Origin of the sequence: Pseudomonas lurida (assembly GCF_002563895.1) — a bacterium.
Lineage (GTDB): Bacteria > Pseudomonadota > Gammaproteobacteria > Pseudomonadales > Pseudomonadaceae > Aquipseudomonas > Aquipseudomonas lurida.
Window position 1 is genome coordinate 1,174,717 of record NZ_PDJB01000001.1, and the last position, 21,009, is coordinate 1,195,725.

General features: G+C 62.0%; 19 protein-coding genes and 1 pseudogene. 14 read left to right on the top strand and 6 right to left on the bottom strand.

Features of this window, described 5'->3' with window-relative positions:
* Window positions 1–214: 214 nt before the first annotated feature.
* From ATH90_RS05310 to dacB, 7 genes are all read left to right on the top strand, one after another.
* Complete coding sequence (locus ATH90_RS05310; protein ID WP_098465830.1) at window positions 215–1,045, top strand: response regulator; 831 nt, start codon at window positions 215–217, stop codon at window positions 1,043–1,045.
* Between the two features lie 207 nt (window positions 1,046–1,252).
* On the top strand, window positions 1,253–1,888 hold the full coding sequence (locus ATH90_RS05315; RefSeq protein WP_069021882.1) for a response regulator: 636 nt from the start codon (window positions 1,253–1,255) through the stop codon (window positions 1,886–1,888).
* A gap of 91 nt (window positions 1,889–1,979) precedes the next feature.
* The gene (locus ATH90_RS05320) at window positions 1,980–2,450 is read left to right on the top strand and encodes a nuclear transport factor 2 family protein (RefSeq protein ID WP_034102309.1); all 471 of its coding nucleotides are present in this window, start codon (window positions 1,980–1,982) and stop codon (window positions 2,448–2,450) included.
* Between the two features lie 37 nt (window positions 2,451–2,487).
* Window positions 2,488–2,763: a GIY-YIG nuclease family protein gene (locus ATH90_RS05325; RefSeq protein WP_016978233.1), complete on the top strand. Its 276-nt coding sequence runs from the start codon at window positions 2,488–2,490 to the stop codon at window positions 2,761–2,763.
* 76 nt (window positions 2,764–2,839) lie between these two features.
* Window positions 2,840–3,775 (top strand): glutathione S-transferase family protein, encoded by a 936-nt coding sequence (locus ATH90_RS05330; RefSeq protein WP_098465831.1) that lies wholly within the window; start codon window positions 2,840–2,842, stop codon window positions 3,773–3,775.
* A 109-nt stretch (window positions 3,776–3,884) separates the two neighbouring features.
* Window positions 3,885–6,308, top strand: a complete 2,424-nt coding sequence (locus ATH90_RS05335) for a TonB-dependent siderophore receptor (RefSeq protein ID WP_098465832.1) — start codon at window positions 3,885–3,887, stop codon at window positions 6,306–6,308.
* Window positions 6,309–6,403: 95 nt separating this feature from the next.
* Window positions 6,404–7,861 carry a D-alanyl-D-alanine carboxypeptidase/D-alanyl-D-alanine endopeptidase gene (gene dacB, locus ATH90_RS05340; protein WP_098465833.1) on the top strand — a complete coding sequence of 486 codons (1,458 nt, stop codon included), beginning with the start codon at window positions 6,404–6,406 and terminating at the stop codon, window positions 7,859–7,861.
* A gap of 1 nt (window position 7,862) precedes the next feature.
* On the opposite strand, the gene ATH90_RS05345 is transcribed toward dacB, so the two are convergent.
* On the bottom strand, window positions 7,863–8,642 hold the full coding sequence (locus ATH90_RS05345) for an IclR family transcriptional regulator (protein WP_034102313.1): 780 nt from the start codon (window positions 8,640–8,642) through the stop codon (window positions 7,863–7,865).
* 120 nt (window positions 8,643–8,762) lie between these two features.
* On the opposite strand from ATH90_RS05345, the gene hmgA reads away from it, so the two are divergent.
* The 4 genes from hmgA (at window position 8,763) to ATH90_RS05365 (ending at window position 13,457) form a co-directional block, all read left to right on the top strand.
* The gene (gene hmgA / locus ATH90_RS05350) at window positions 8,763–10,046 is read left to right on the top strand and encodes a homogentisate 1,2-dioxygenase (RefSeq protein ID WP_034102314.1); all 1,284 of its coding nucleotides are present in this window, start codon (window positions 8,763–8,765) and stop codon (window positions 10,044–10,046) included.
* 3 nt (window positions 10,047–10,049) lie between these two features.
* On the top strand, window positions 10,050–11,336 hold the full coding sequence (gene fahA / locus ATH90_RS05355; protein WP_098465834.1) for a fumarylacetoacetase: 1,287 nt from the start codon (window positions 10,050–10,052) through the stop codon (window positions 11,334–11,336).
* Window positions 11,337–11,348: 12 nt separating this feature from the next.
* The gene (gene maiA / locus ATH90_RS05360) at window positions 11,349–11,984 is read left to right on the top strand and encodes a maleylacetoacetate isomerase (RefSeq protein ID WP_069021892.1); all 636 of its coding nucleotides are present in this window, start codon (window positions 11,349–11,351) and stop codon (window positions 11,982–11,984) included.
* Window positions 11,985–12,119: 135 nt separating this feature from the next.
* On the top strand, window positions 12,120–13,457 hold the full coding sequence (locus tag ATH90_RS05365) for an MFS transporter (protein ID WP_098465835.1): 1,338 nt from the start codon (window positions 12,120–12,122) through the stop codon (window positions 13,455–13,457).
* A gap of 17 nt (window positions 13,458–13,474) precedes the next feature.
* Here ATH90_RS05365 and ATH90_RS05370 read toward each other — a convergent pair.
* Window positions 13,475–14,277, bottom strand: a pseudogene (locus ATH90_RS05370) (SirB1 family protein).
* Between the two features lie 187 nt (window positions 14,278–14,464).
* Here ATH90_RS05370 and ATH90_RS05375 point away from each other — a divergent pair.
* Window positions 14,465–15,484 (top strand): Leu/Phe/Val dehydrogenase, encoded by a 1,020-nt coding sequence (locus tag ATH90_RS05375; RefSeq protein ID WP_034102319.1) that lies wholly within the window; start codon window positions 14,465–14,467, stop codon window positions 15,482–15,484.
* 54 nt (window positions 15,485–15,538) lie between these two features.
* Here ATH90_RS05375 and ATH90_RS05380 read toward each other — a convergent pair whose 3' ends face one another.
* Entirely contained in the window at window positions 15,539–15,799 is a 261-nt protein-coding gene (locus tag ATH90_RS05380) for a YebG family protein (protein WP_012722374.1), read from the bottom strand.
* Window positions 15,800–16,047: 248 nt separating this feature from the next.
* Here ATH90_RS05380 and ATH90_RS05385 point away from each other — a divergent pair, with 248 nt between their 5' ends.
* On the top strand, window positions 16,048–16,536 hold the full coding sequence (locus ATH90_RS05385; RefSeq protein WP_034102320.1) for a phosphate-starvation-inducible protein PsiE: 489 nt from the start codon (window positions 16,048–16,050) through the stop codon (window positions 16,534–16,536).
* Here the strand turns inward: ATH90_RS05385 and ATH90_RS05390 are convergent.
* The 3 genes from ATH90_RS05390 to ATH90_RS05400 all read right to left on the bottom strand — a co-directional run bounded on the left by ATH90_RS05390 (window position 16,533) and on the right by ATH90_RS05400 (window position 19,887).
* Complete coding sequence (locus ATH90_RS05390) at window positions 16,533–16,847, bottom strand: DUF3509 domain-containing protein (protein ID WP_034102321.1); 315 nt, start codon at window positions 16,845–16,847, stop codon at window positions 16,533–16,535. The two genes, ATH90_RS05385 and ATH90_RS05390, sit on opposite strands and share 4 nt — an antisense overlap.
* 300 nt (window positions 16,848–17,147) lie before the next feature.
* Complete coding sequence (locus ATH90_RS05395) at window positions 17,148–18,449, bottom strand: serine/threonine transporter (protein WP_098465836.1); 1,302 nt, start codon at window positions 18,447–18,449, stop codon at window positions 17,148–17,150.
* Window positions 18,450–18,510: 61 nt separating this feature from the next.
* Complete coding sequence (locus ATH90_RS05400) at window positions 18,511–19,887, bottom strand: L-serine ammonia-lyase (RefSeq protein WP_098465837.1); 1,377 nt, start codon at window positions 19,885–19,887, stop codon at window positions 18,511–18,513.
* A gap of 137 nt (window positions 19,888–20,024) precedes the next feature.
* Here ATH90_RS05400 and ATH90_RS05405 point away from each other — a divergent pair, with 137 nt between their 5' ends.
* A complete protein-coding gene (locus ATH90_RS05405; RefSeq protein ID WP_017135169.1) occupies window positions 20,025–20,972 on the top strand; it encodes a LysR substrate-binding domain-containing protein in 948 nt (315 codons plus the stop codon).
* The last annotated feature ends 37 nt before the right edge of the window (window positions 20,973–21,009 follow it).

Below are 21,009 nucleotides of genomic sequence, written 5' to 3' on the forward strand. Positions count from 1 at the left end.
GAACCGGCTTTTGATTACGTAGGATTTATGCAGTTTTCGTAGTTGTTGTATGGTCCGAAGCCCTCCATTCGACTATTTTCCGGTCCGCTTTCGCGGTCATGAAAAACTCAAAAAGATCATCCAGAATGCCGCGTCCTGTTGATCAGGTCGGGGCTGTTTCCTGCACGCCTTGCGTGCCATCCACGCCCGTTCATTACGGTAAGTCGAGGTCGTCATGTCATCGGGCATTCCCCCAGGCAACGGCAGTGGGCATGAACCCCTGCCGCCGGCCACCTCGCCCGCCTATTGGCGCCGGCTCAAGGTGTTGGTGATCGACGACCACCCGGCGTATTGCCTGCTGATGGGCGGGATCCTGGAACGGCTGGGCCTGGACTATGAGGCCTGTCGGGACGGTCGCGCCGCGCTCGCCGCCATGGACGAGCACCACTTCGACCTGATCCTGACCGACTGCCAGATGCCTGGTATGGATGGCTACGCCATGACCCGCAGGGTTCGTGCGCAGGAACGTGAGGCCATGACGACGCGAGTCCCCATCATCGGCTTGACCTCCAACCTGGGCCCGGAAGAGGTCCGCCTGTGCCTGGAAGCCGGCATGGACGCCTGGCTGGTCAAGCCCCTCACCTTCATACAACTGCGCAACGTCCTGGTGTACTGGCTGGCGCAGGCCGACATGTGCGTGCCGAGGCCGGAGGGTGAGGTTCATGCCCAGTTCACGCGCGAAGGCTGGCCAACGCGTGCCGTGCTGGTGCAGATGTTTGGAGGTGGCGAGGTCTTGGAAAGCATGCTGGGCAGCCTGACGCATGAGGCACGGCAAGACTTGCGAGCGCTGTCGAGTGCAGTGGTCCGCCTCGATGAGGGGGCCACCGTCCAGCACTTGCACCGGCTGATCGGCAGCGTTGCATTCCTGGGCGTTACCTCGCTGGAAAAACGTGGCATCCGGCTGATCTCGGCGGTCACCCGCGATGGCGTAGCCATGCATGCCCGTACCTTGGTGCGACTGCGACAGGATCTGGTGCGTTACCTGGCCTACCTGTCGACGCTCTGAAGTTCACCGTCATGGGCCGATTTGCAGGAATTTTACGACCTGTAATGTAGGGCGTTTCTGGCGGTACATTCTGTTTGTTTTGTAGGCCTTAATCTCGTCGGCAGCGATTGCGGGGCTATTCGCCATTAGCGGGTTTTGTTGACGGTTGTTGCGATCCAGAACCAGCGCTATTTTTGCGCAGGTCAATTTGCCATCATGGTGTCCCTCATGCTTCGCGTAATAATTGCTGACGATCATCCAATTGTGCGTATCGGCCAAAAAGTAGTGATCGAAGCGAATGGAAAGTGCAAGGTGGTCGGCGAGGCCGATGGTCCCGATCAGTTGCTCGCCTTGCTCGACCGCACGCCCTGCGACCTGCTGGTGACCGACTTTGCCATGCCGGGCAACCAACAGGCGGACGGTTACGGCCTGTTGAGCCTGATGCACCGCAAGTACCCGGCGATGCCGGTGATCCTGGTGACCATGTTTGCCAACGTCGCCACCCTGCGTGCTTCCTTCGCCCACGGCGCCCGGGCGATCGTGGCCAAGAGTGCCTCGGCCAGGGAGTTGCCCCAGGCCATCAAGGCGGTCAGCGAGGGCCAGACCTTTGTCAGTGAATGCCTGCGGGTGCAACTGGTGGAAGCCGGCACCGGTGATCAACAGGCGGTGCCGCAGTTGTCCGGCAAGGAGCGTGAGGTGGTGCGCATGCTCGCCAGTGGCCTGACCGTCAGCCAGATTGCCGCGCGGGTCAATCGCAGTATCTCGACCATCAGCAAGCAGAAAAGCACAGCGATGAGCCGGCTGTGCATTTCCACCGACGTGGATTTGTTCGCCTATGCCCGCAGCAGCGGCATGGTGCCGTGATACCGGTCATTTGCGCGGCGAATGTCAGTAGCATTGGCGACGTGGGCGGCTTATCGTGCGGCTATCTTTTCGACGCCAGCGGAGCCTGCCCATGAGTGATGCCCATAACGCCCTGATCACCGAGTTCTACAGCGCGTTCCAGCGCCTGGACGCCGAAGCCATGGCTGCCTGCTACACGGACGACGTGCTGTTCAGCGACCCGGCGTTTGGCGAACTGCGCGGGCGCGATGCCGGGGATATGTGGCGCATGTTGACCACGCGGGCCAAAGACTTCTCCCTGACGTTCGACCATGTGCGCAGCGACGAAACCACGGGCAGCGCGCATTGGGTGGCGACGTACCTGTTCAGCGCCACCGGCAATACGGTGGTCAATGATATCGGTGCGCGGTTCGTGTTTCGCGACGGCAAGATCTGCGAGCATCACGACCACTTCGACCTGTGGCGTTGGTCGCGCCAGGCGTTGGGTCTCAAGGGCCTGCTGCTGGGCTGGTCGCCGGCGCTGAAAAACGCCGTGCGCGCCCAGGCGCTCAAAGGGCTGAAGGCATTCCAGGCCAGTCGTTGATAAGATTGGCGCTCTTCTGGTTTGCCGACATTGACCCGTGACTGATCCTTCCGAACCCAAGCCCTGGTTTGTCTACCTGGTGCGTGCCGCCAATGGTTCGCTCTATTGCGGCATCAGTAATGACCCGGTGCGCCGCTTTGCCTCCCACCAGAGCGGCAAGGGCGCACGGTTCTTTCTCTCCAGCCCGGCCGTGGCGCTGGTGTACACCGAGCAATGTGCGAGCAAGGGCGAGGCGCTGCGCCAGGAACGCCTGATCAAGAAGTTGAAGAAGAGCGCCAAGGAGTGCCTGGCGGCAAGCGGCTCATTGATCTGACTGATGGGTTCCCATCGCCCCCACGCGTGATTTTGCAGGCTAAGCTAGCGGCTCATTCCATTGAGCGGAGCCTGGCATGTCTGAGTTGATCCTCCACCATTACCCGCAGTCCCCCTTCGCTGAAAAAGCTCGCCTGTTGTTGGGCTTCAAGGGCTTGTCCTGGCGCTCGGTGCTTATTTCACCGGTGATGCCCAAGCCCGACCTGACCGCCCTGACCGGTGGCTATCGCAAGACACCCGTACTGCAGGTCGGCGCCGATATCTATTGCGATACCGCGTTGATCGCCCGCCGCCTGGAGCAGGAGAAGTCGTCGCCGGCGCTGTATCCACAGGGCCTGGAACTGGTTACTCAAGGCTTCGCCGCCTGGGCCGATTCGCTGGTGTTTTCCCATGCGGTGGCGCTGGTGTTCCAGCCGGAATCCCTGGCGGTCAAGTTCGCCAAGGTGCCGCCGCACATGCTCCAGGTGCTGGTGGCCGACCGTACCCAATTGTTCAGCGGCGGCACCGCGACCCGGGTACAACTGGAGGTGGCCAAGCATCAGTGGCCGGCCATTGCCAGCCGTATTGAACAGCAGCTGCAGCACCAGGCCGGGGATTTCCTGTTCGGCGAGCCGTCGATTGCCGACTTTGCCCTGGCCCATCCGCTGTGGTTCCTCAAAGGCTCGTCGGTGACCGCGCCACTGGTTGACGCGTATCCCGCTGTCGCCGCGTGGCTGGACCGAGTGCTGGGCTTTGGCCATGGCACCGCCAGTGAGATGAGTGCCGAGCAAGCCTTGGACGTCGCCCGCAACGCCACACCTGCCGCCTTGCCCGATGAAGTGTTCGCAGACTTGAACGGCTTCAAGGCCGGCCAGCCGGTCACTGTTTCGGCGACCGACTACGGCACTGACCCGGTGGCCGGTGAACTGCTGTTTGTCGGGCGTGAAGAGCTGATCCTGCGCCGTAGCGACGAACGCGCTGGCACCGTGCATGTGCATTTCCCACGCATGGGGTTTCGCATTCAGGCGCAATAAAGAAAAATATTTGCAAATAAAGGTGAGGTAAATCCACCGCCCAACCGTGTAGTGCTTGAAACTGCGATCTATTCGCATTAACAGCGTTTTCTACACGGGTTCTCACAGCATGAAGTCGACGGCGGGCGGTTGGGTAAAACAGTGGCTGGGAGCCTCGGCATTGGCAGTGTCGGGGCTGGCGTTGCTGCCTCTGGGCGTGGCGCAGGCGCAGGAGCAGCAAAGCACGCAGTTCAACTTTGCCCTGGCAGCCAAGCCGCTGCCCCAGGCACTGAGCGATTTCAGCCGGGTCACCGGGATCAGCGTGATCTACACCGATGAAGCGCCGTACGGCTTGAACGCCCCGGCGGTCAGCGGGCAGATGAGCGCGACCCAGGCCCTGCAACGGTTGCTCGGCAGCACCGGCTTTACCTTCCGCCAGATCGACGCCCGCACCCTGGCCCTGGAGCCGGTACCCACCGAAGGCGCGGTCAATCTCGGCGCGACCACCATCAGTGGTGTCGGCCAGCAAACCCAGGACAGCACCAGCTACCAGCCACCGCCCACCAGCTCGGTGATGCGCTCCCATGGCCTGCTGCTGGAGACCCCGCAAACCGTTAACGTCGTGCCCGCCCAAGTACTGCGCGACCAGACCCCGCGTAACCTGGACGATGCTCTGGGCAATATCAGTGGCATCACCCAGGCCAATACCCTGGCCAGCACCCAGGACGCGGTGATGTTGCGCGGTTTTGGCGACAACCGTAACGGCTCGATCATGCGCGACGGCATGCCTATCGTGCAGGGGCGTGCGCTGAACGCTACGGCGGAGCGGGTCGAAGTCCTCAAGGGCCCCGCCTCCTTGCTGTATGGCATCCAGGACCCGGGCGGCGTGGTGAACATCGTCAGCAAAAAGCCTGAGCTGGTTCAATCCACCGCGCTGACCGTGCGCGGCTCCACCTTCGGTGACGGCAAGAATGGCAGCGGCGGCAGCCTCGACACCACCGGCCCGATTGGTGACAGCGGCCTGGCCTATCGGCTGATCGTCGACCATGAAGACGAAGACTACTGGCGCAACTTCGGCACCCACCGCGAAAGCCTGATCGCACCGTCGCTGGCCTGGTATGGCGACACCACCCAGGTGTCGTTCGCCTACGAGCATCGCGAGTTTCTGACGCCGTTCGACCGTGGTACCGCCATTGATCCCAAGACCAACCACCCGCTGGATATCCCGTCCACCCGTCGGCTGGATGAACCGTTCAACAACATGGAAGGCCGTTCCGACCTGTACCGTTTCGAAGCCGATCATGACCTGAACGACAACTGGAAAGCCCACTTCGGCTACAGCTGGAACCGCGAAACCTACGATGCCAGCCAAGTGCGTGTCAGTGCGGTGAATACCAACGGCACCCTGACCCGCAAGATGGACGGTACGAAGGGGGCGATCACCACCGACCGCTTCGCCACCGCGAGCCTGGAAGGCAAGGTCAATGTGTTCGGCCTGCAGAACGACCTGGTGTTCGGGCTGGATGACGAGTACCGCAAGATCTACCGTGCCGACCTGATTCGCCAGGATTCACGGGGCACGTTCAGCTACCAGAACCCGGTGTATGGCAATGAAGTCGCAGGCACCAAAGTCAGTGCTGCCGACAGCGCCCAGACCGACCTGCTGCGCAGCGATTCGCTGTTCTTCCAGGATGCAATCCACCTGAATGAGCAGTGGATCTTTGTCGCCGGCGCGCGCTACCAGATGTATGACCAGTACGCAGGCAAAGGCGTACCGTTCAAGGCCAACACCAACGGCAACGGCCAGGCCTGGGTGCCGCGTGCCGGGCTGGTGTATCGCTACACCGATGAACTGTCGTTCTACGGCAGCTACACCGAGTCGTTCAAGCCCAACTCCACCATCGCCGCGCTGGCCGACGGCAGCACCTTGACCGGCGACCTCACCCCCGAGGAGTCCAAGTCCTGGGAGCTGGGGGCCAAGCTCGACATCCCAGGGCGCATCACCGCCAGCGCGGCGTTGTTCACCATCGACAAGCGCAATGTGCTGGTGTCGGTCGGCTCCGGCGCGAACACCATTTACAGCATCGCCGGCCAGGTGCGCTCCCGTGGCCTGGAACTGGACGCCACCGGCCAACTGACCGACAAGTGGAGCCTGATCGGCAGCTATGCCTACACCGATGCCGAAGACATCAAGGACAAGGATCCGACCCTGGAAGGCAACCGATTGCAGAACGTCGCCAAGCACACCGGCTCGCTGTCGGTGGCGTATGACTTTGGCAATATCTTCGGTGGCGATCAGTTGCGGGTGGGGACCGGTGCGCGTTACGTCGGCGAGCGTGCGGGCGACGCCGCCAATGATTTCACCTTGCCGGGTTATACCGTGGCGGATGCGTTTGCCACTTACGACACCAAAATCGATGGGCAGAAGGTCAAGTTCCAGCTCAACGTGAAGAACATGTTCGACCGCGTCTACTACACCTCGGCGGCCAGCCGGTTGTTCGTGTCCATGGGCGATGCGCGGCAGGTGTCAGTATCGAGCACCCTGGAATTCTAAAAGGGGGGCATCACCCTTGTGGCAAGCCTGCTCGCCACAAGGGAACGGAGCTGTTAGCGTTGCCGCCACTGATAGCTTTGCGGACAACGCGACTGATGTATTTTGGAAAATGGACACACACCAGCGGCATGCTGGTTGGCCTGAGCCTTTTGCTGGGAGGTTGCGCGAGTGTTTCTCAGACTTCCTCCCCAGCCATCATCGAACACTTGATGGCTGACCCGGCCCTCAACGGTGCCACCGTCTCCCTGACGGTGCGTGACGCCCGCAGCGGCAGCACGCTCTACCAGCACAACCCCCGGGCTCGTCTAATCCCGGCATCCAACCTCAAATTGCTGACCACCGCAGCGGCAATGGACGTGTTGGGGCCGAACTACCGCTTCTCCACCCAACTGCTGAGTAACGGTTCGCAGCAAGGCGGGCGCCTCAGCGGCAACCTGTACCTGCGCGGCCTGGGCGATCCGACCACGCAATTGGCCGACTATCAGGCATTGGCGGCACAACTGGCAGCGCAGGGCGTGCGTCAGGTCCAGGGCGATCTTGTCTTCGACGACACGTGGTTCGACGCCGAACGGCTGGGCGTGGACTGGGCACATGACGATGAAAGCACCTACTACGGCGCGCAGGTTTCGGCGCTGACCGTGTCACCCGATACGGATTTCGATGCAGGTACGTTGCTGGTCACGGCGAAGGCGCCCGTGACGGCTGGCCAGCCGGTGAGCGTGGTCGTCAGCCCCTCCACCGATTACGTGCAACTGAACAACCGCGCTGTCAGCGGCCCCGGTAACAGCTACGGCATCACCCGCCAGCATGGCACCAACCTGCTGCAACTGACGGGCGCACTGGCGCCGGGCAAACAAAGCCGGCAATGGGTGAGTGTGTGGGAGCCGACGCAACTGGTCGCCAACCTGTTTGAGCAGGCGTTGGCGCAGCAGGGCATCCAGGTGCTAGGCCGGCGGGTGATTGGCGGTGCAAGCCCTGCGACAGCCAACGTGGTGGCCGAACATCAGTCAGCGCCGCTGCAAGAGCTGATCACGCCGCTGCTCAAACTCTCGAACAACAACATGTCCGAAGCCTTGCTCAAGGCCATGGGGCGCAAAGCGTCTAATGCGGGCACGGCGCAGGCTGGCGTGGCAGCAGTGGCGGACTTCATGCGGCGCCAGGGGTTGGACCCGATGACGCTTAGCCAGGTGGATGGCTCGGGCCTGTCACGGCGCAATCTGGTGTCTTCGCAGGGCCTTACCGATCTGCTGCTGGTGACGGCCAAACAGCCCTGGTTCGAAGCTTGGTACAACGCCTTGCCGATTGCCGGCAACCCGGATCGCATGAGCGGCGGCAGCCTGCGCTACCGCCTGCGTGCCACGGCGGCGCAAGACAATCTGCACGCCAAGACCGGCTCCATGGCCGGCGTTTCCTCCTTGAGCGGCTACATCACCGACGCCGATGGCCGGCGCCTGGTGTTTTCAATGATCAGCAACAATTACCTGAGCAACGCGGCGCCGATCCGGACGCTGGAGAACCGGGTGGCGCTGGCGCTGACCCAATGGCACGACTAGCTCAGGGCTGATAGCCCATGCGCCAACTGACTGCGCGGGTCGCTGCCAGTAAGCGTTGCGCCGCCGGGCCGTCCTCGTCGGCGTGGAACAGCGAGGTAGGGCCGACCACGGTCATCACCGCCGCCACGTGGCCGATGGCGTTGAACACCGGCGCCGACAACGCATCGACGCCGGGCATCAGCAAACCATGCACAAAGTGCAGGCCACGGCTGCGGATCTGTTCGCAGACGGTGGCGTAGGCCTGGTCGTCCGCCAGGGCATGGGCGATGCCGGCCTGGATCTCGCGCTCGCGCAACTCCACGGTTTCCCGCGAGGGCAGGAAGGCGCTGAAGACCAGTCCGGTGGACGAACCGAGCAGTGGTAGCACCGAGCCCAATTGCGTCACCACGGTCACCGCACGTACCGCCGGTTCGATCTGCACCACGGTCGCGCCCTGGTTGCCCCACACCGCCAGGAAGCAGGTTTCATTCAATTCATCGCGCAGCTCCGCCAGGGGCATCGCGCCGACTTTCAACACGTCCATGCTGCCCAGTGCCGCCAGGCCCACGCGCAGCGCTTCGCGACCCAGGCCATAGTGGTTGGTGGCGGTGTTCTGTTCGGCAAACCCGGAGGCGATCAGTGCTTGCAGGTAGCGGTGCACCTTGCTGGCCGGCATCTGCACGTGCTCGGCCAGGCGCGACAACGAGGTCGCCGGAGACAGCTCGGCCAGGGCCTTGAGGATATCGGTGCCCACTTCGGCCGAGCGGACTTTCTGTTTACCGGTGTCGCGGGGCTTTTCCATGGAGGGGCGAGAATCCGAGAGATGAATGGGCGTCTTTATAGCTTGACGGTCGATAGTGATCAAATTACGTTATGCGTAACTGGATTACGATAAAAACAACTTCCGCTCAGAGGACGATCCATGAACCTCGAATACCTGTCGGGCTTCGGCAATGAATTCGCCAGCGAAGCCCTGCCCGGGGCATTGCCCGTGGGCCAGAACGCTCCGCAAAAAGCCCCCTACGGCCTGTACACCGAACTGTTCTCCGGCACGGCGTTCACCATGGCGCGCAGTGAAGCCCGGCGTACCTGGCTGTACCGCATCCAGCCGTCGGCCAATCACCCTGCGTTCAGCAAGCTTGAGCGACAGTTGGCCGGGGGGCCGTTGGGGGGCGTGACGCCCAATCGCTTGCGCTGGAATCCGATGGATATTCCGAGCGAGCCGACGGACTTTATCGATGGGCTGGTAGGAATGGTCGCTAATTCCGGGTCCGATAAACCCTCGGGTATCAGCATCTATACCTACCGCGCCAATCGCTCGATGGAGCGCGTGTTCTTCAACGCCGATGGCGAACTGTTGATCGTCCCCGAGCAGGGTCGCCTGCGTATCGTGACTGAACTGGGGGTGCTGGAAGTCGAGCCGCTGGAAATCGTCGTGCTGCCACGCGGGCTCAAATTCCGTGTCCAATTGCTGGATGCGCAAGCTCGCGGTTATGTTGCCGAAAACCACGGCGCGCCGTTGCGACTGCCGGACCTGGGCCCGATCGGCAGCAATGGCCTGGCCAACCCGCGCGATTTCCTTACGCCGGTTGCCCACTACGAAGACTTGAAACAATCGACAACGCTGGTACAGAAATTCCTCGGCGAGCTCTGGGCCTGTGAGCTGGATCATTCCCCGCTCAACGTGGTCGCCTGGCACGGCAACAACGTGCCGTACAAATACGATCTGCGCCGCTTCAATACCATTGGCACCGTAAGCTTCGACCACCCGGACCCGTCGATCTTCACCGTATTGACCTCGCCCACCAGCACTCATGGCCTGGCCAATCTCGACTTCGTGATCTTCCCACCGCGCTGGATGGTGGCCGAGAACACCTTCCGTCCGCCATGGTTCCACCGCAACCTGATGAACGAATACATGGGCCTGATCCAGGGCGCCTACGACGCCAAGGCCGAAGGCTTCCTGCCCGGTGGCGCGTCGCTGCACAGCTGCATGAGTGCCCATGGCCCGGACGGCGAGACTTGCACCAAGGCCATCAATGCGGACCTGGCGCCGCACAAGATCGATAACACCATGGCCTTCATGTTCGAGACCAGCCAAGTGCTGCGCCCGACCCAGTTCGCCTTGGACTGCCCACAACTGCAACCTTCCTATGACGCGTGCTGGGCCTCGTTGCCCGCCACCTTCAACCCGAACCGGAGATAACCCATGACTCAGCCCACACTTACCCGCAGCTGGGTGGCCTCCGCGAATGGTCACACCGATTTTCCCCTGCAAAACCTGCCGCTGGGGGTGTTCAGCGTCAATGGCTGCGCACCGCGCGCTGGCGTCGCGATTGGCGACTCGATCCTGGACCTGCACGCCGCGATCGATGAGTTTGACGGTGATGCCCGTCGCGCCGTCGAAGCGACCGCCGGTGGCCAACTGAACGCTTTTTTTGAACTGGGCCGCGGCCCGCGCGTGGCCTTGCGCGAGCGTCTGCTGGCGTTGTTGGCCGAAGGCAGCAAACTGCAGGTGCGTGAAGCGCAAGTGCTGCATCGTGCTGCCGATTGCCAGATGTATGTACCGGCGCGAATCAATGACTACACCGACTTCTATGTCGGCATCGAACACGCGCAAAACGTCGGCAAACTGTTCCGGCCTGATAACCCCTTGCTGCCGAACTACAAGTACGTGCCGATTGGTTACCACGGCCGTGCGTCGACCATCCGCACCTCGGGCACGGACGTGCGCCGCCCCAAAGGCCAGACCTTGCCAGCCGGCCAGGCCGAGCCGACCTTCGGTCCGTGCGCGCGCCTGGACTACGAATTGGAACTGGGCGTCTGGATCGGCCAGGGCAATGAGATGGGGGATTCGATTGCCATTGGTGATGCGGCTGAGCATATCGCCGGTTTCTGCCTGCTCAATGACTGGTCGGCGCGGGATATCCAGGCCTGGGAATACCAGCCATTGGGGCCGTTCCTGTCGAAGAGTTTCATTACCACCATTTCGCCGTGGGTAGTGACGGCCGAGGCGCTTGAACCGTTCCGCAAGGCGCAACCGGCGCGACCGGCAGGTGACCCGCAACCGCTGCCGTACCTGCTGGACCCACGCGACCAGGCTGCTGGCGCCCTGGATATCGAGCTGGAAGTACTGCTCACCACGGCGGCCATGCGCGAACAGAACCTACCGGCTTTTCGCCTGGCCCTGAGCAATAGCCTGCATATGTACTGGACGGCCGCGCAATTGGTGGCGCACCACAGCGTCAACGGCTGCCAACTGCAGGCGGGTGACCTGTTCGGTACAGGGACCCTGTCGGGGCCGCAAGCCGGTCAGTTCGGCAGCCTGTTGGAAATGACCGAGGGCGGTAAAAAGCCTGTCGAGCTACCGTCTGGCGAAGTGCGCAAGTTCCTCGAAGACGGCGACGAAATCATCCTGCGTGCCCGCTGCAGCCGCGAGGGATTTGCCTCCATCGGCTTTGGCGAATGCCGTGGCACCGTGGTCGCGGCGCGCTAGGAGGGCAGGGTGATGGAACTCTACACCTACTACCGTTCCACCGCGTCCTACCGGGTACGCATTGCCCTGGCACTCAAGGGCCTGGATTTTACCGCCGTGCCGGTCAACCTGCTGGTGCCGGCGGGCGGTGCAAATCGCCAGCCGGCGTACCTGGCGATCAACCCGCAAGGCCGTGTGCCGGCCTTGCGCACCGATGAAGGTGAGGTGCTGATGCAGTCGCTGGCGATCATCGAGTACCTGGAGGAACGTTATCCACAGGTGCCGTTGCTTTCCACCGACTTGGTGGCCCGGGCCCATGAGCGTGCGGTGGCGTCGATTGTCTGCTGCGATATTCATCCGCTGCACAACTCCAGCACCCAGAACCTGTTGCGCCAATGGGGGCATGACGAGGCGCAACTGCTGGAGTGGATCGGCCATTGGATCAGCCAGGGGTTGGGCGCGGTGGAGCAGCTGATAGGCGATCGGGGCTTTTGCTTTGGTGAGCAACCGGGGATGGCGGATGCATTCCTGATTCCGCAGCTGTATGCCGCGGAGCGCTTCAAGGTGTCGTTGGCGGCGTATGCGCGTATTGGGCGGGTGGCGGCGTTGGCGGCGCAGCATCCGGCATTTATCCAGGCGCACCCTGCCAACCAACCTGATACCCCTTGATCCCTGTAGGCGCCGGCTTGCTGGCGACGGCGGTAGTTGAGTCGATCGATCATGGTCTGCTCCCCCGCCATCGCTGGCAAGCCAGTGCCTTCGGGCTGTGCTTGACCCTAAAAATAAAAACAAAGGTACCTTGCGATGCACAATCAGATTGCCAGCTTGCGCGCGGCACTCGACGCCCGTCCGGTGTCGCGCTATCAGTGGTTGATCCTCCTGTTGCTGGCGCTGCTGCTGGTGACCGATGGCTACGACGCCCAGGTGCTGGGCTATGTGGTGCCGGCGCTGGCCAAGGACTGGGGCCTGGAGAAAGCCGCGTTTGGTCCGGTGTTCAGTGCCAACCTGCTCGGGCTGACGTTGGGTTCACTGCTGGTCACGCCATTGGCCGATCGCTTTGGCGTGCGACGCATCCTGCTCGGCTGCGTGCTGATCTACGCCAGCCTCACCGTGCTGATGGTGTTCGCCAACTCACTGACCACCCTGATGGCCGCAAGGTTTATCTGCGGCATCGGCATGGGCGGCGCCATGCCCAGTGCCATGGCGTTGATGTCGGATTATTCCCCACCGCGACTGCGCACGTTGATGGTGACGTTGGCGGCCTGTGGCTTCTCGTTCGGTGGGGCGGCGGGTGGGTTTGCGGCGGCGGGGTTTATCGAAGGCTTCGGGTGGCAGGCGGTGTTCCTGGCCGGGGGCGTGACGCCGCTGCTGTTGTTTCCTTTTCTGGTGTGGTTGCTGCCGGAGTCCCTGCCGCGCTTGCTGCGTGACGCGCCACCTTATACGCGGCTGCAGAAGGTCACGTCACGCATGCTGCCGGGCTGGCAACCGCCGCCTGCGACCCAGGCCGAAAACCAGCAGGAGCAAGGCAGTAAACTGACCGTCGTGGAGCTGTTTCGAAACGGTTACGCGCGGCCGACCGTGCTGATCTGGGCGACCTTTTTTGTCAGCCTGATCCTGCTGTACTTCATGATCAGTTGGTTGCCTTCGCTGCTGCTGGAGAGTGGGCTGACGTTAAAAGAAGCCAATCTCGTGACCTCGATGTTCCTGTTTGCCGGCACCTTGGGCGCCATCGGCATGGCCTGGTTCGCCGACCGCTTGAAAAACAAAGTGCGACTGCTGGCCGGCGTGCTTGCGGCCGCAGCGGTGTGCACCCTCCTGCTCGGCCTCAACCATGACAACCCACGCTATCTGGTGGCCTGTGTGTTTGCGGCCGGGTTTTGCATCATTGGGGGCCAACTGACCCTCAATGCCTTCGCCAGCAACTTCTACCCGGCACACGTACGCGCCACCGGTACGGGCTGGGCGCTCGGTGTGGGGCGGTTTGGCTCGATCCTCGGGCCGCTGTTTGGCAGCATGCTGCTGGCGATGCATATCCCGGTGGAGCAGATTTTCTTCTTCTGTGCGATCCCGGCAGTGATTGCAGCGTTGTTGATCATCCAAGTGCGCTCGCCGCAACAACCGCGTTCACCGCAGGAGAAATGACCCCGCAAAGCAGGGGTTCAATGCACGACTGAATTGGGCGGCAGGTGCCCGAGGCGCTCGGTCAAGCGCAGGCGTTGGATGGGGTCTTCGCTGAGCATCAACGCATGTTCCAGGTCAAAACGCTCGGCATTCGGGCAGTCAAGGCGCTGGTAGAGGCTGGCCCGTGCCAGGTAGTCGGCGGCGCTGGCATTGCCCAGTTCCAGCACACGCTCGGCGTCGACCAGTGCCGCGAGCGGGGCATCGTTGGAAAGGTGCAATTGCCGCAGGTTGCGTGACAGCCGCTGCAGGATCGAACGCGGATCGGCGGTGTGCAGGTGGTCGGCCTGCAATGTGAGGTTGGGCCCATACTGGCGTTGCAGCAGGTCACGGCAATCATTCGGGTACAGGCGCCGGCCGCCGCACGGGTCCAGCAGATGATCGGCGCCGGGCACCCGCAGTAGGAAGTGGCCGGGGAAGTTCACGCCGACCAGGGGGATGTCCAGGCGTCGCGCCAGCTCAAGGGCGATCAACCCCATGGCCAAGGGCTGCCCGCGTTTGCGCTGCAGCACCTTGTCCAGCAGGGCGGCGGCGGGGCGCAGCGGGGTGAATTCATCCTGGGCGAACCCCAGGTCATTCATGCGCCGCAACAGCGGCTGCCCCAGTTCGTCCGCCGGCAGCAGGGGCATGCCCTGGTGCACCTGTTGTTGCAGTAACGTCAACGCCTGCAGGATCTGCACCGGCTGCACTGCCGGGTCATGCTCGGCGGCTATCCACAACGCCGCCTCAAACAGCGCGGGGGGGAGCGTTCCAGGCAGGCGAAAAAGGCTTTGCGGGGATTCATTGCATTCTCCGGCGGATGCTCCCGTTTTAGCCTTGCTGGGAATGTTCGTCCAGTGCCTTAGGAAATATCCTGCTCGCTTATGTCACAAGCGTTTCGAAAACGGGCGTCTTATTCCAGCGTGGTCCGGCAGTTTTCTGCCGCAAGCCTATACTTGGCCCACTACCAAAAGTGATTCGGGAGCTTGACGATGTTTGCTCTCATGCATAGCACCCGCCTTGAATCGCTGCACCTGAGCGTCGACCCGGTCACCGGGCTGAAGGCGGTCATCGCCATCCATAACAGCCGCCTGGGGCCTGCTCTCGGCGGCTGTCGCTATCTGTCCTACCCCGACGATGAAAGCGCCGTGGCCGATGCCGCGCGCCTGGCCCAGGGCATGAGCTACAAGGCCGCATTGGCGGGCTTGCCGGTGGGCGGCGGCACCGCGGTGATCCTGCGCCCGGCCCACGTGGAAAACCGCGCGGCGCTGTTTGAAGCCTTCGGCCGCTGTATCGAGCAACTCGACGGTCGCTACATCACCGCCACCGACAGCGGCACCTCAGTGGCCGACATGGACTGCATCGCCCAACACACCCGCTATGTCACCAGCACCAGCGCCGCTGGCGACCCTTCGCCGCATGCCGCCATGGGCGTATTCGCCGGTATCCGTACCACCGCGATGGCACGCCTGGGCAGTGATAACCTCGAGGGCTTGCGCGTGGCGATCCAGGGCTTGGGCAACGTCGGTTATGCCCTGGCCGAACAACTGCACGCCGCCGGGGCCGAACTGCTGGTCAGCGACATCGACCACGGCAAGGTGCAATTGGCCATGGAGCAACTGGGCGCGCACCCCATCGCCAACGATGCCTTGCTCAGCACCCCCTGCGACATCCTCGCACCCTGCGGCCTGGGCGCCGTATTCAATCGCCAGAGCGTCGGCCAACTGCGCTGCGCCGCCGTTGCCGGTTCCGCCAGTGCGCAATTGACCAACCTGCAAGTGGCCGACCAACTGGAAGGCCGCGGCATCCTCTATGCCCCCGATTACGTGATCAACTCCGGTGGCCTGATTTACGTCGCGCTCAAACACAGCGGGGCGGAACTGCCGACCATCACCGCGCACCTGTCGAACATCGGCAAACGCCTCACGGAAATCTTCGCCCACGCCCAGGCCGAAAAACGCTCGCCCGCACGGGTGGCGGATGAATTGGCCGAGCGCCTGCTTTACCAATAGCCAGTTATTAAAAAGGCCCTGAATCCATGATTCAGGGCCTGTTCAATTCGGGCTTTATTCCGCCGGTGCGTTCAGCAACTCGGACAACGCGTCCGGCTGGCTCTTGAACGCCTTGGCAAATACATCGCGGTTCTTCGCCATGTAGATCCCGGCTTCTTCCACCTGCTGCTCGCTCAGTGACGGCACGGCTTTTTGCAACACTTCTGCCAGCAACTCAGCGAGTTCAAGCATCTTGTCATGACGGTCAGCTTCGGCTTTATCCATGAACAAACGCTCCAGATCTCGGCTGCTGCGGTATACCACTTCGACGGCCATTCACCACCTCACATGCCTTCACGATAGTTGTCTTTTGCGACTACTGTATTTATATACAGCTAAAAGGGTAAGCCAAACAGCGGGCTTTGGGTAGCAGTTTTTTAATGTAGCCCGTAAATACAGGTTTGGCGTGTCTCATGTCACGCCGCCATCATCTCATACCTGCCCCTGGCCTTTTTTCTGCATGCAGAACAACCGTCACGTCCAACCCGCATTATCCGGTCGAGTCGACCTAAGGAAGCATCATCGTGAAGATCAATTGGGCCGAAAGGCTGCGCCAGAACGTACACGGGCTGGCCGAGTCCCTGGGCAATCTGTTTGTCGAGTCGTTCCACTACCTGGCGCTGTTCGCCATTGGTGCGGTGACCGCGTGGGCAGCGGTGATGGAGTTTCTGGGGATGCTCGAGAACGGGCATATCAAGATCGATGACATCTTGCTGCTGTTCATCTACCTGGAATTGGGTGCGATGGTCGGGATTTATTTCAAGACCAACCACATGCCTGTGCGCTTCCTGATCTACGTGGCGATCACCGCGCTGACGCGCTTGCTGATCTCCAACGTGTCCCACCACAACCCACCCGACGTTGGCATCATCTACCTGTGTGGCGGGATTCTGCTGTTGGCGTTTGCGATCCTGGTGGTGCGCTACGCGTCGTCGGCGTTTCCGTCAGTGAAGGTCGAAGGCCCGCGTCGCAAGGGCGAGGCGAGCCTGGAAACCGAGAAAGGCGAGCTTTAAAGCCCGACGCTGAAGGGCAGGGGACGTGCCGGCGGCCGCTGCAGCACTTTGTGGTCGCCATCCGTCATCACCGCCAGGATCTCCATGGCGCTGTGGCCCTGCTCGATGGCGATGCCGAATTGGATGCTCTGCACCAGTCGCTTCAGGCGCTTGGGGTCATTGCGTTGTTCGGCGCTGATCATGCGTTTGGCCACCACGCCTTGATCGTTGGAAAGGGTCAGCATGATGCTGCCGTCCAGCCGTTGGATGCTCAGGTTGACACGGTATTGGGGCGTAAACGTGTCAGTGATGATCTGAAAAGGATTGTCCATGGTGCGTTACCGCCTGATAAGAACATGCAGTCATTGACGACCGGTGTCGGGATTAGTTCGCGTTGCCTGACCACCGGCCACTCCGTCGCTGAGGTTTCACAAATTCCGTTTGCCTCATGAGCTGTACAGCAAAGGGCGTGCCGTGCGCGACTCCGCTAAGCAGCCGAATCCCAATGTGGGAGGGGGCTTGCCCCCGATAGCAGTCTTTCCGCCGAGCATTCATTGGCTGACGCTCCGCTATCGGGGGGCAAGCCCCCTCCCACCGTTGCTTTGGATTGCTGTTGAAATCGGTGACCTGTTTCAGGGCAGTACCGAGAAAACGATCGCAGACAGCGCAATCAAGCCGATCGCCACCACAAACACGTTCGACAGCTGGCCCGAATACTGGCGCAGGGAGGGTACGCGGCGGACCGCGTACATCGGCATCAGGAACAGCAGGCAAGCGATGATCGGCCCGCCCAGTGTCTCGATCATGCCCAGGATGCTCGGGTTGAAGGTGGCCACGGCCCAGCAGGTCAGCACCATGAACAGTGCGGTGCAGCGCTCCAGCCATATGGCCGACATCGAGCGGTTACGCCCGCGCAGGGATTTGACGATCAGGCCCTGGAAACCTTCGCTGGCGCCGATGTAGTGGCCGAGGAAGGATTTGGTGATCGCTACCAGCGCGATCAATGGCGCGGCGTAGGCGATCACCGGGGTCTGGAAGTGGTTGGCCAGGTACGACAGGATCGAGATGTTCTGGGCCTTGGCCGCTGCCAGGTCTGCCGGCGACAACGCCAGTACACAGCTGAAGCAGAAGAACATCACGGTCAGCACCATCATGCCGTGGGCGGTGGCGAGGATACCGCTGCTTTTGCGCTCGGCCTGCGGCCCGTACACGCGTTTCTGGTCGACGGCAAACGCGGAGATGATGGGCGAATGGTTGAAGGAAAACACCATCACCGGGATTGCCAGCCACAGGGTCTTGAAGAAGATCGGCAGCGGCATGCCCTCGCCAGCGGAGGCGAAGAATGCGCCGTTCCAATTGGGGATCAGGCTGACGGCCAGCAACAGCAGGGCGGCAACGAACGGGTACACCAGCACGCTCATGGCCTTGACGATTACGCCCTGGCCGCAGCGCACAATGGCCATCAGGCCGAGGATCAGTACCAGCGACAGGATCGCCCTGGGCGGCGGGACCGTGTGCAGTTGGTGTTCCATGAAGCTCCCGAGGGTGTTGGTCAGCGCCACGCTGTACACCAGCAGGATCGGGAAGATTGCGAAGAAATACAGCAGGGTAATCAGCTTGCCCGCGCCGACGCCGAAGTGTTCTTCGACCACCTCGGTAATGTCGCCGGATTTGCCCGACAGCACAAAGCGCGTCAGCCCACGGTGGGCGAAGAAGGTCATGGGGAAGGCCAGCAGTGCCAGCACGATCAGCGGCCAGAAGCCGCCGACGCCGGCATTGATTGGCAAGAACAGCGTGCCGGCACCGATGGCGGTGCCGTAGAGGCCCAGCATCCAGGTGGTGTCGTGTTTGCTCCAGCCAGTTGTAACGGTGTTCTCTACAGCAGGACCTGCTTTTGAAGGTGTCGCAACGTCAGGTGTACGTACATCGGTCATCGTTATTGCCTCGTTATTATTTTTGCGCGGGCTCACGTAGGGGGCGGTCGGGGAATGCTCCTCAGCACTCCACCCAGCTCACGGCCAGGCCGCCCCGTGAAGTTTCTTTGTATTTGTCATGCATGTCGGCGCCGGTATCGCGCATGGTGCGGATCACCCGGTCGAGGGAAATGAAGTGCTTGCCGTCTCCGCGCAGGGCCATTTGCGTGGCGTTGATCGCCTTCACGGCGGCGATGGCATTGCGCTCGATGCACGGCACTTGCACCAGGCCACCTACCGGGTCGCAGGTGAGGCCGAGGTTGTGTTCCAGGCCGATCTCGGCGGCGTTTTCCAGTTGCTCGGGGGTTGCACCCAGTACATCGGCCAAGCCGGCAGCGGCCATGGCGCAGGCCGAACCGACTTCACCCTGGCAGCCGACTTCGGCGCCGGAGATCGAGGCGTTTTTCTTGCAGAGAATGCCGACGGCAGCAGCGGCCAGGAAGAAATTGACCACGTCGTCGTCAGACGCGTCGGTGTTGAATTTCATGTAGTAATGCAGCACGGCCGGGATAATCCCCGCCGCGCCATTGGTCGGCGCGGTCACCATGCGCCCGCCGGCGGCATTTTCTTCGTTGACGGCGAGGGCAAACAGGTTGACCCATTCCATGGCCGACAAGGTTGAAGTGATCACATTCGGCTTGCCGATTTCCAACAGGCTACGGTGCAGTTTCGCCGCCCGGCGCGGCACGTCCAGACCACCTGGCAGAATGCCTTCATCGCGCAGGCCTTGCTCTACGCATTCGCGCATCACGGACCAGATATGCAGCAGCCCACTACGGATCTCTTCGTCGCTGCGCCACGCGCGTTCGTTGGCCATCATCAGTTCGGAAACCCGCAGGCCGTGCTTGTTGCACAAGGCCAGCAGTTCCACGGCGCTGGAGAAGTCGTACGGCAATTGCACATCGCTGGTCGGTGCAATGCCGGAGGCTGCTTCCGCCGCTTCGATGATGAAACCGCCGCCCACCGAGTAATACGTTTGCTCGCTCAGCAGGCCGTTTTCACCATAGGCATGTAAGGACATCGCATTAGGGTGGTAGGGCAGGCTCTCGTCCAGCAGCAGGAGATCTGTGTGCCAGTTGAAGCCGATTTCGTGAGTGCCGGCGAGCAACAGTCGCCCCGACTCGCGCAGTTGCTGGATGCGGGCATTGATCGAAGTGGGGTCGACCTTGTCTGGCCATTCGCCCATCAGGCCCATTACACAGGCGCGGTCGGTGGCGTGGCCGACGCCGGTGGCGGACAGCGAGCCGTATAGCCGCACTTCGACGCGCTGTGTTTTACCCAGCAATTGTTGGTCGGTGAGGGCCTGGGCGAAGGTCGCCGCCGCCCGCATGGGGCCGACGGTGTGGGAGCTGGAAGGGCCAATGCCCACCTTGAATAGATCGAAAACACTGATAGCCATGCTAAAGCCTTACAAGCAATGGAGTAGGAATCGCTGCCATGTTTTGTAGGACGAGCGCAATTGGCGCGATACTGAGCCTCTGGAACGGCACTGACCAACGAATTATCCTAAGACACCCTTTAGCAGGACTAAACGCTATGACCCGGCCTCTCCATGGCCAGACTTATGTCTGGCTGCACGTTTTTTCCTGCGCTGCGCGGCATTTGTCGTTCACCCGCTGCGCAGAAGAACTGCACATCACCCCTGGGGCGGTGAGCCAGCAGATTCGCCAACTGGAGGAACGTTTGGGCTTTCGGCTGTTTCACCGACGCGCACGCGGCGTGGAGTTGAGTGCCGAAGGCCAGCGCCTGGCGGCAACCGTGGGAGAGGCCTATGGCAGCATCGATGCCGAATTGCAGCGGCTGGACGCCGGAATGATCAGCGGCACCCTGCGCCTGCGCTCGATCCCGTCGTTCCTGGGCAAATGGCTGACCCCACGCTTGCCGCGCCTGCAGCAACGCTTTCCGGATATCCAACTGCGCATGGTCGCCGAGGACAGCAGCATTGCGCTGCATGAGGGCGATTTCGACCTGGCCATCGATTTGAACGACGGCAGCTACCCTGGTCTGTTATCCACAGCCCTGTTGGACGAACAGATCTTCCCGGTGTGTGCCCCCAGCCTGTTGCGCGGCCGCCCGCCCCTGCATGGTCCGGCGGACCTGGTGCACTTCCCGCTGCTGCACGATATTACTGCCTGGCGTGGGAGCTATGAGTATGCGGAGTGGGAGTTCTACCTGAATGCCATCGGCTATCACGACGCCGATGTGCGCCGCGGGCACACCTTCAACCGCAACCACCTGACTATCGAAGCGGCCATCGCCGGCATGGGCGTGGCCATCGCCCGTCGCACCTTGCTCAACGATGAATTGGAACGCGGCACCTTGATCGTGCCGTTCGGCCTGGCTGTGCCCAACCACAAACGCTACGTGCTGCTGTATGCGCCGGGTGCATTGAGCCACCCAGGCGTGCGTGCCGTGCATGACTGGCTGGTGGAAGAGGCCGGGATTTTTCGCGGATTGCACCCGTTGGGAGAGGGGCAATTGTAGGATTCGCAGGGCGTAAGAAGACGCGGCTAACTCCCCA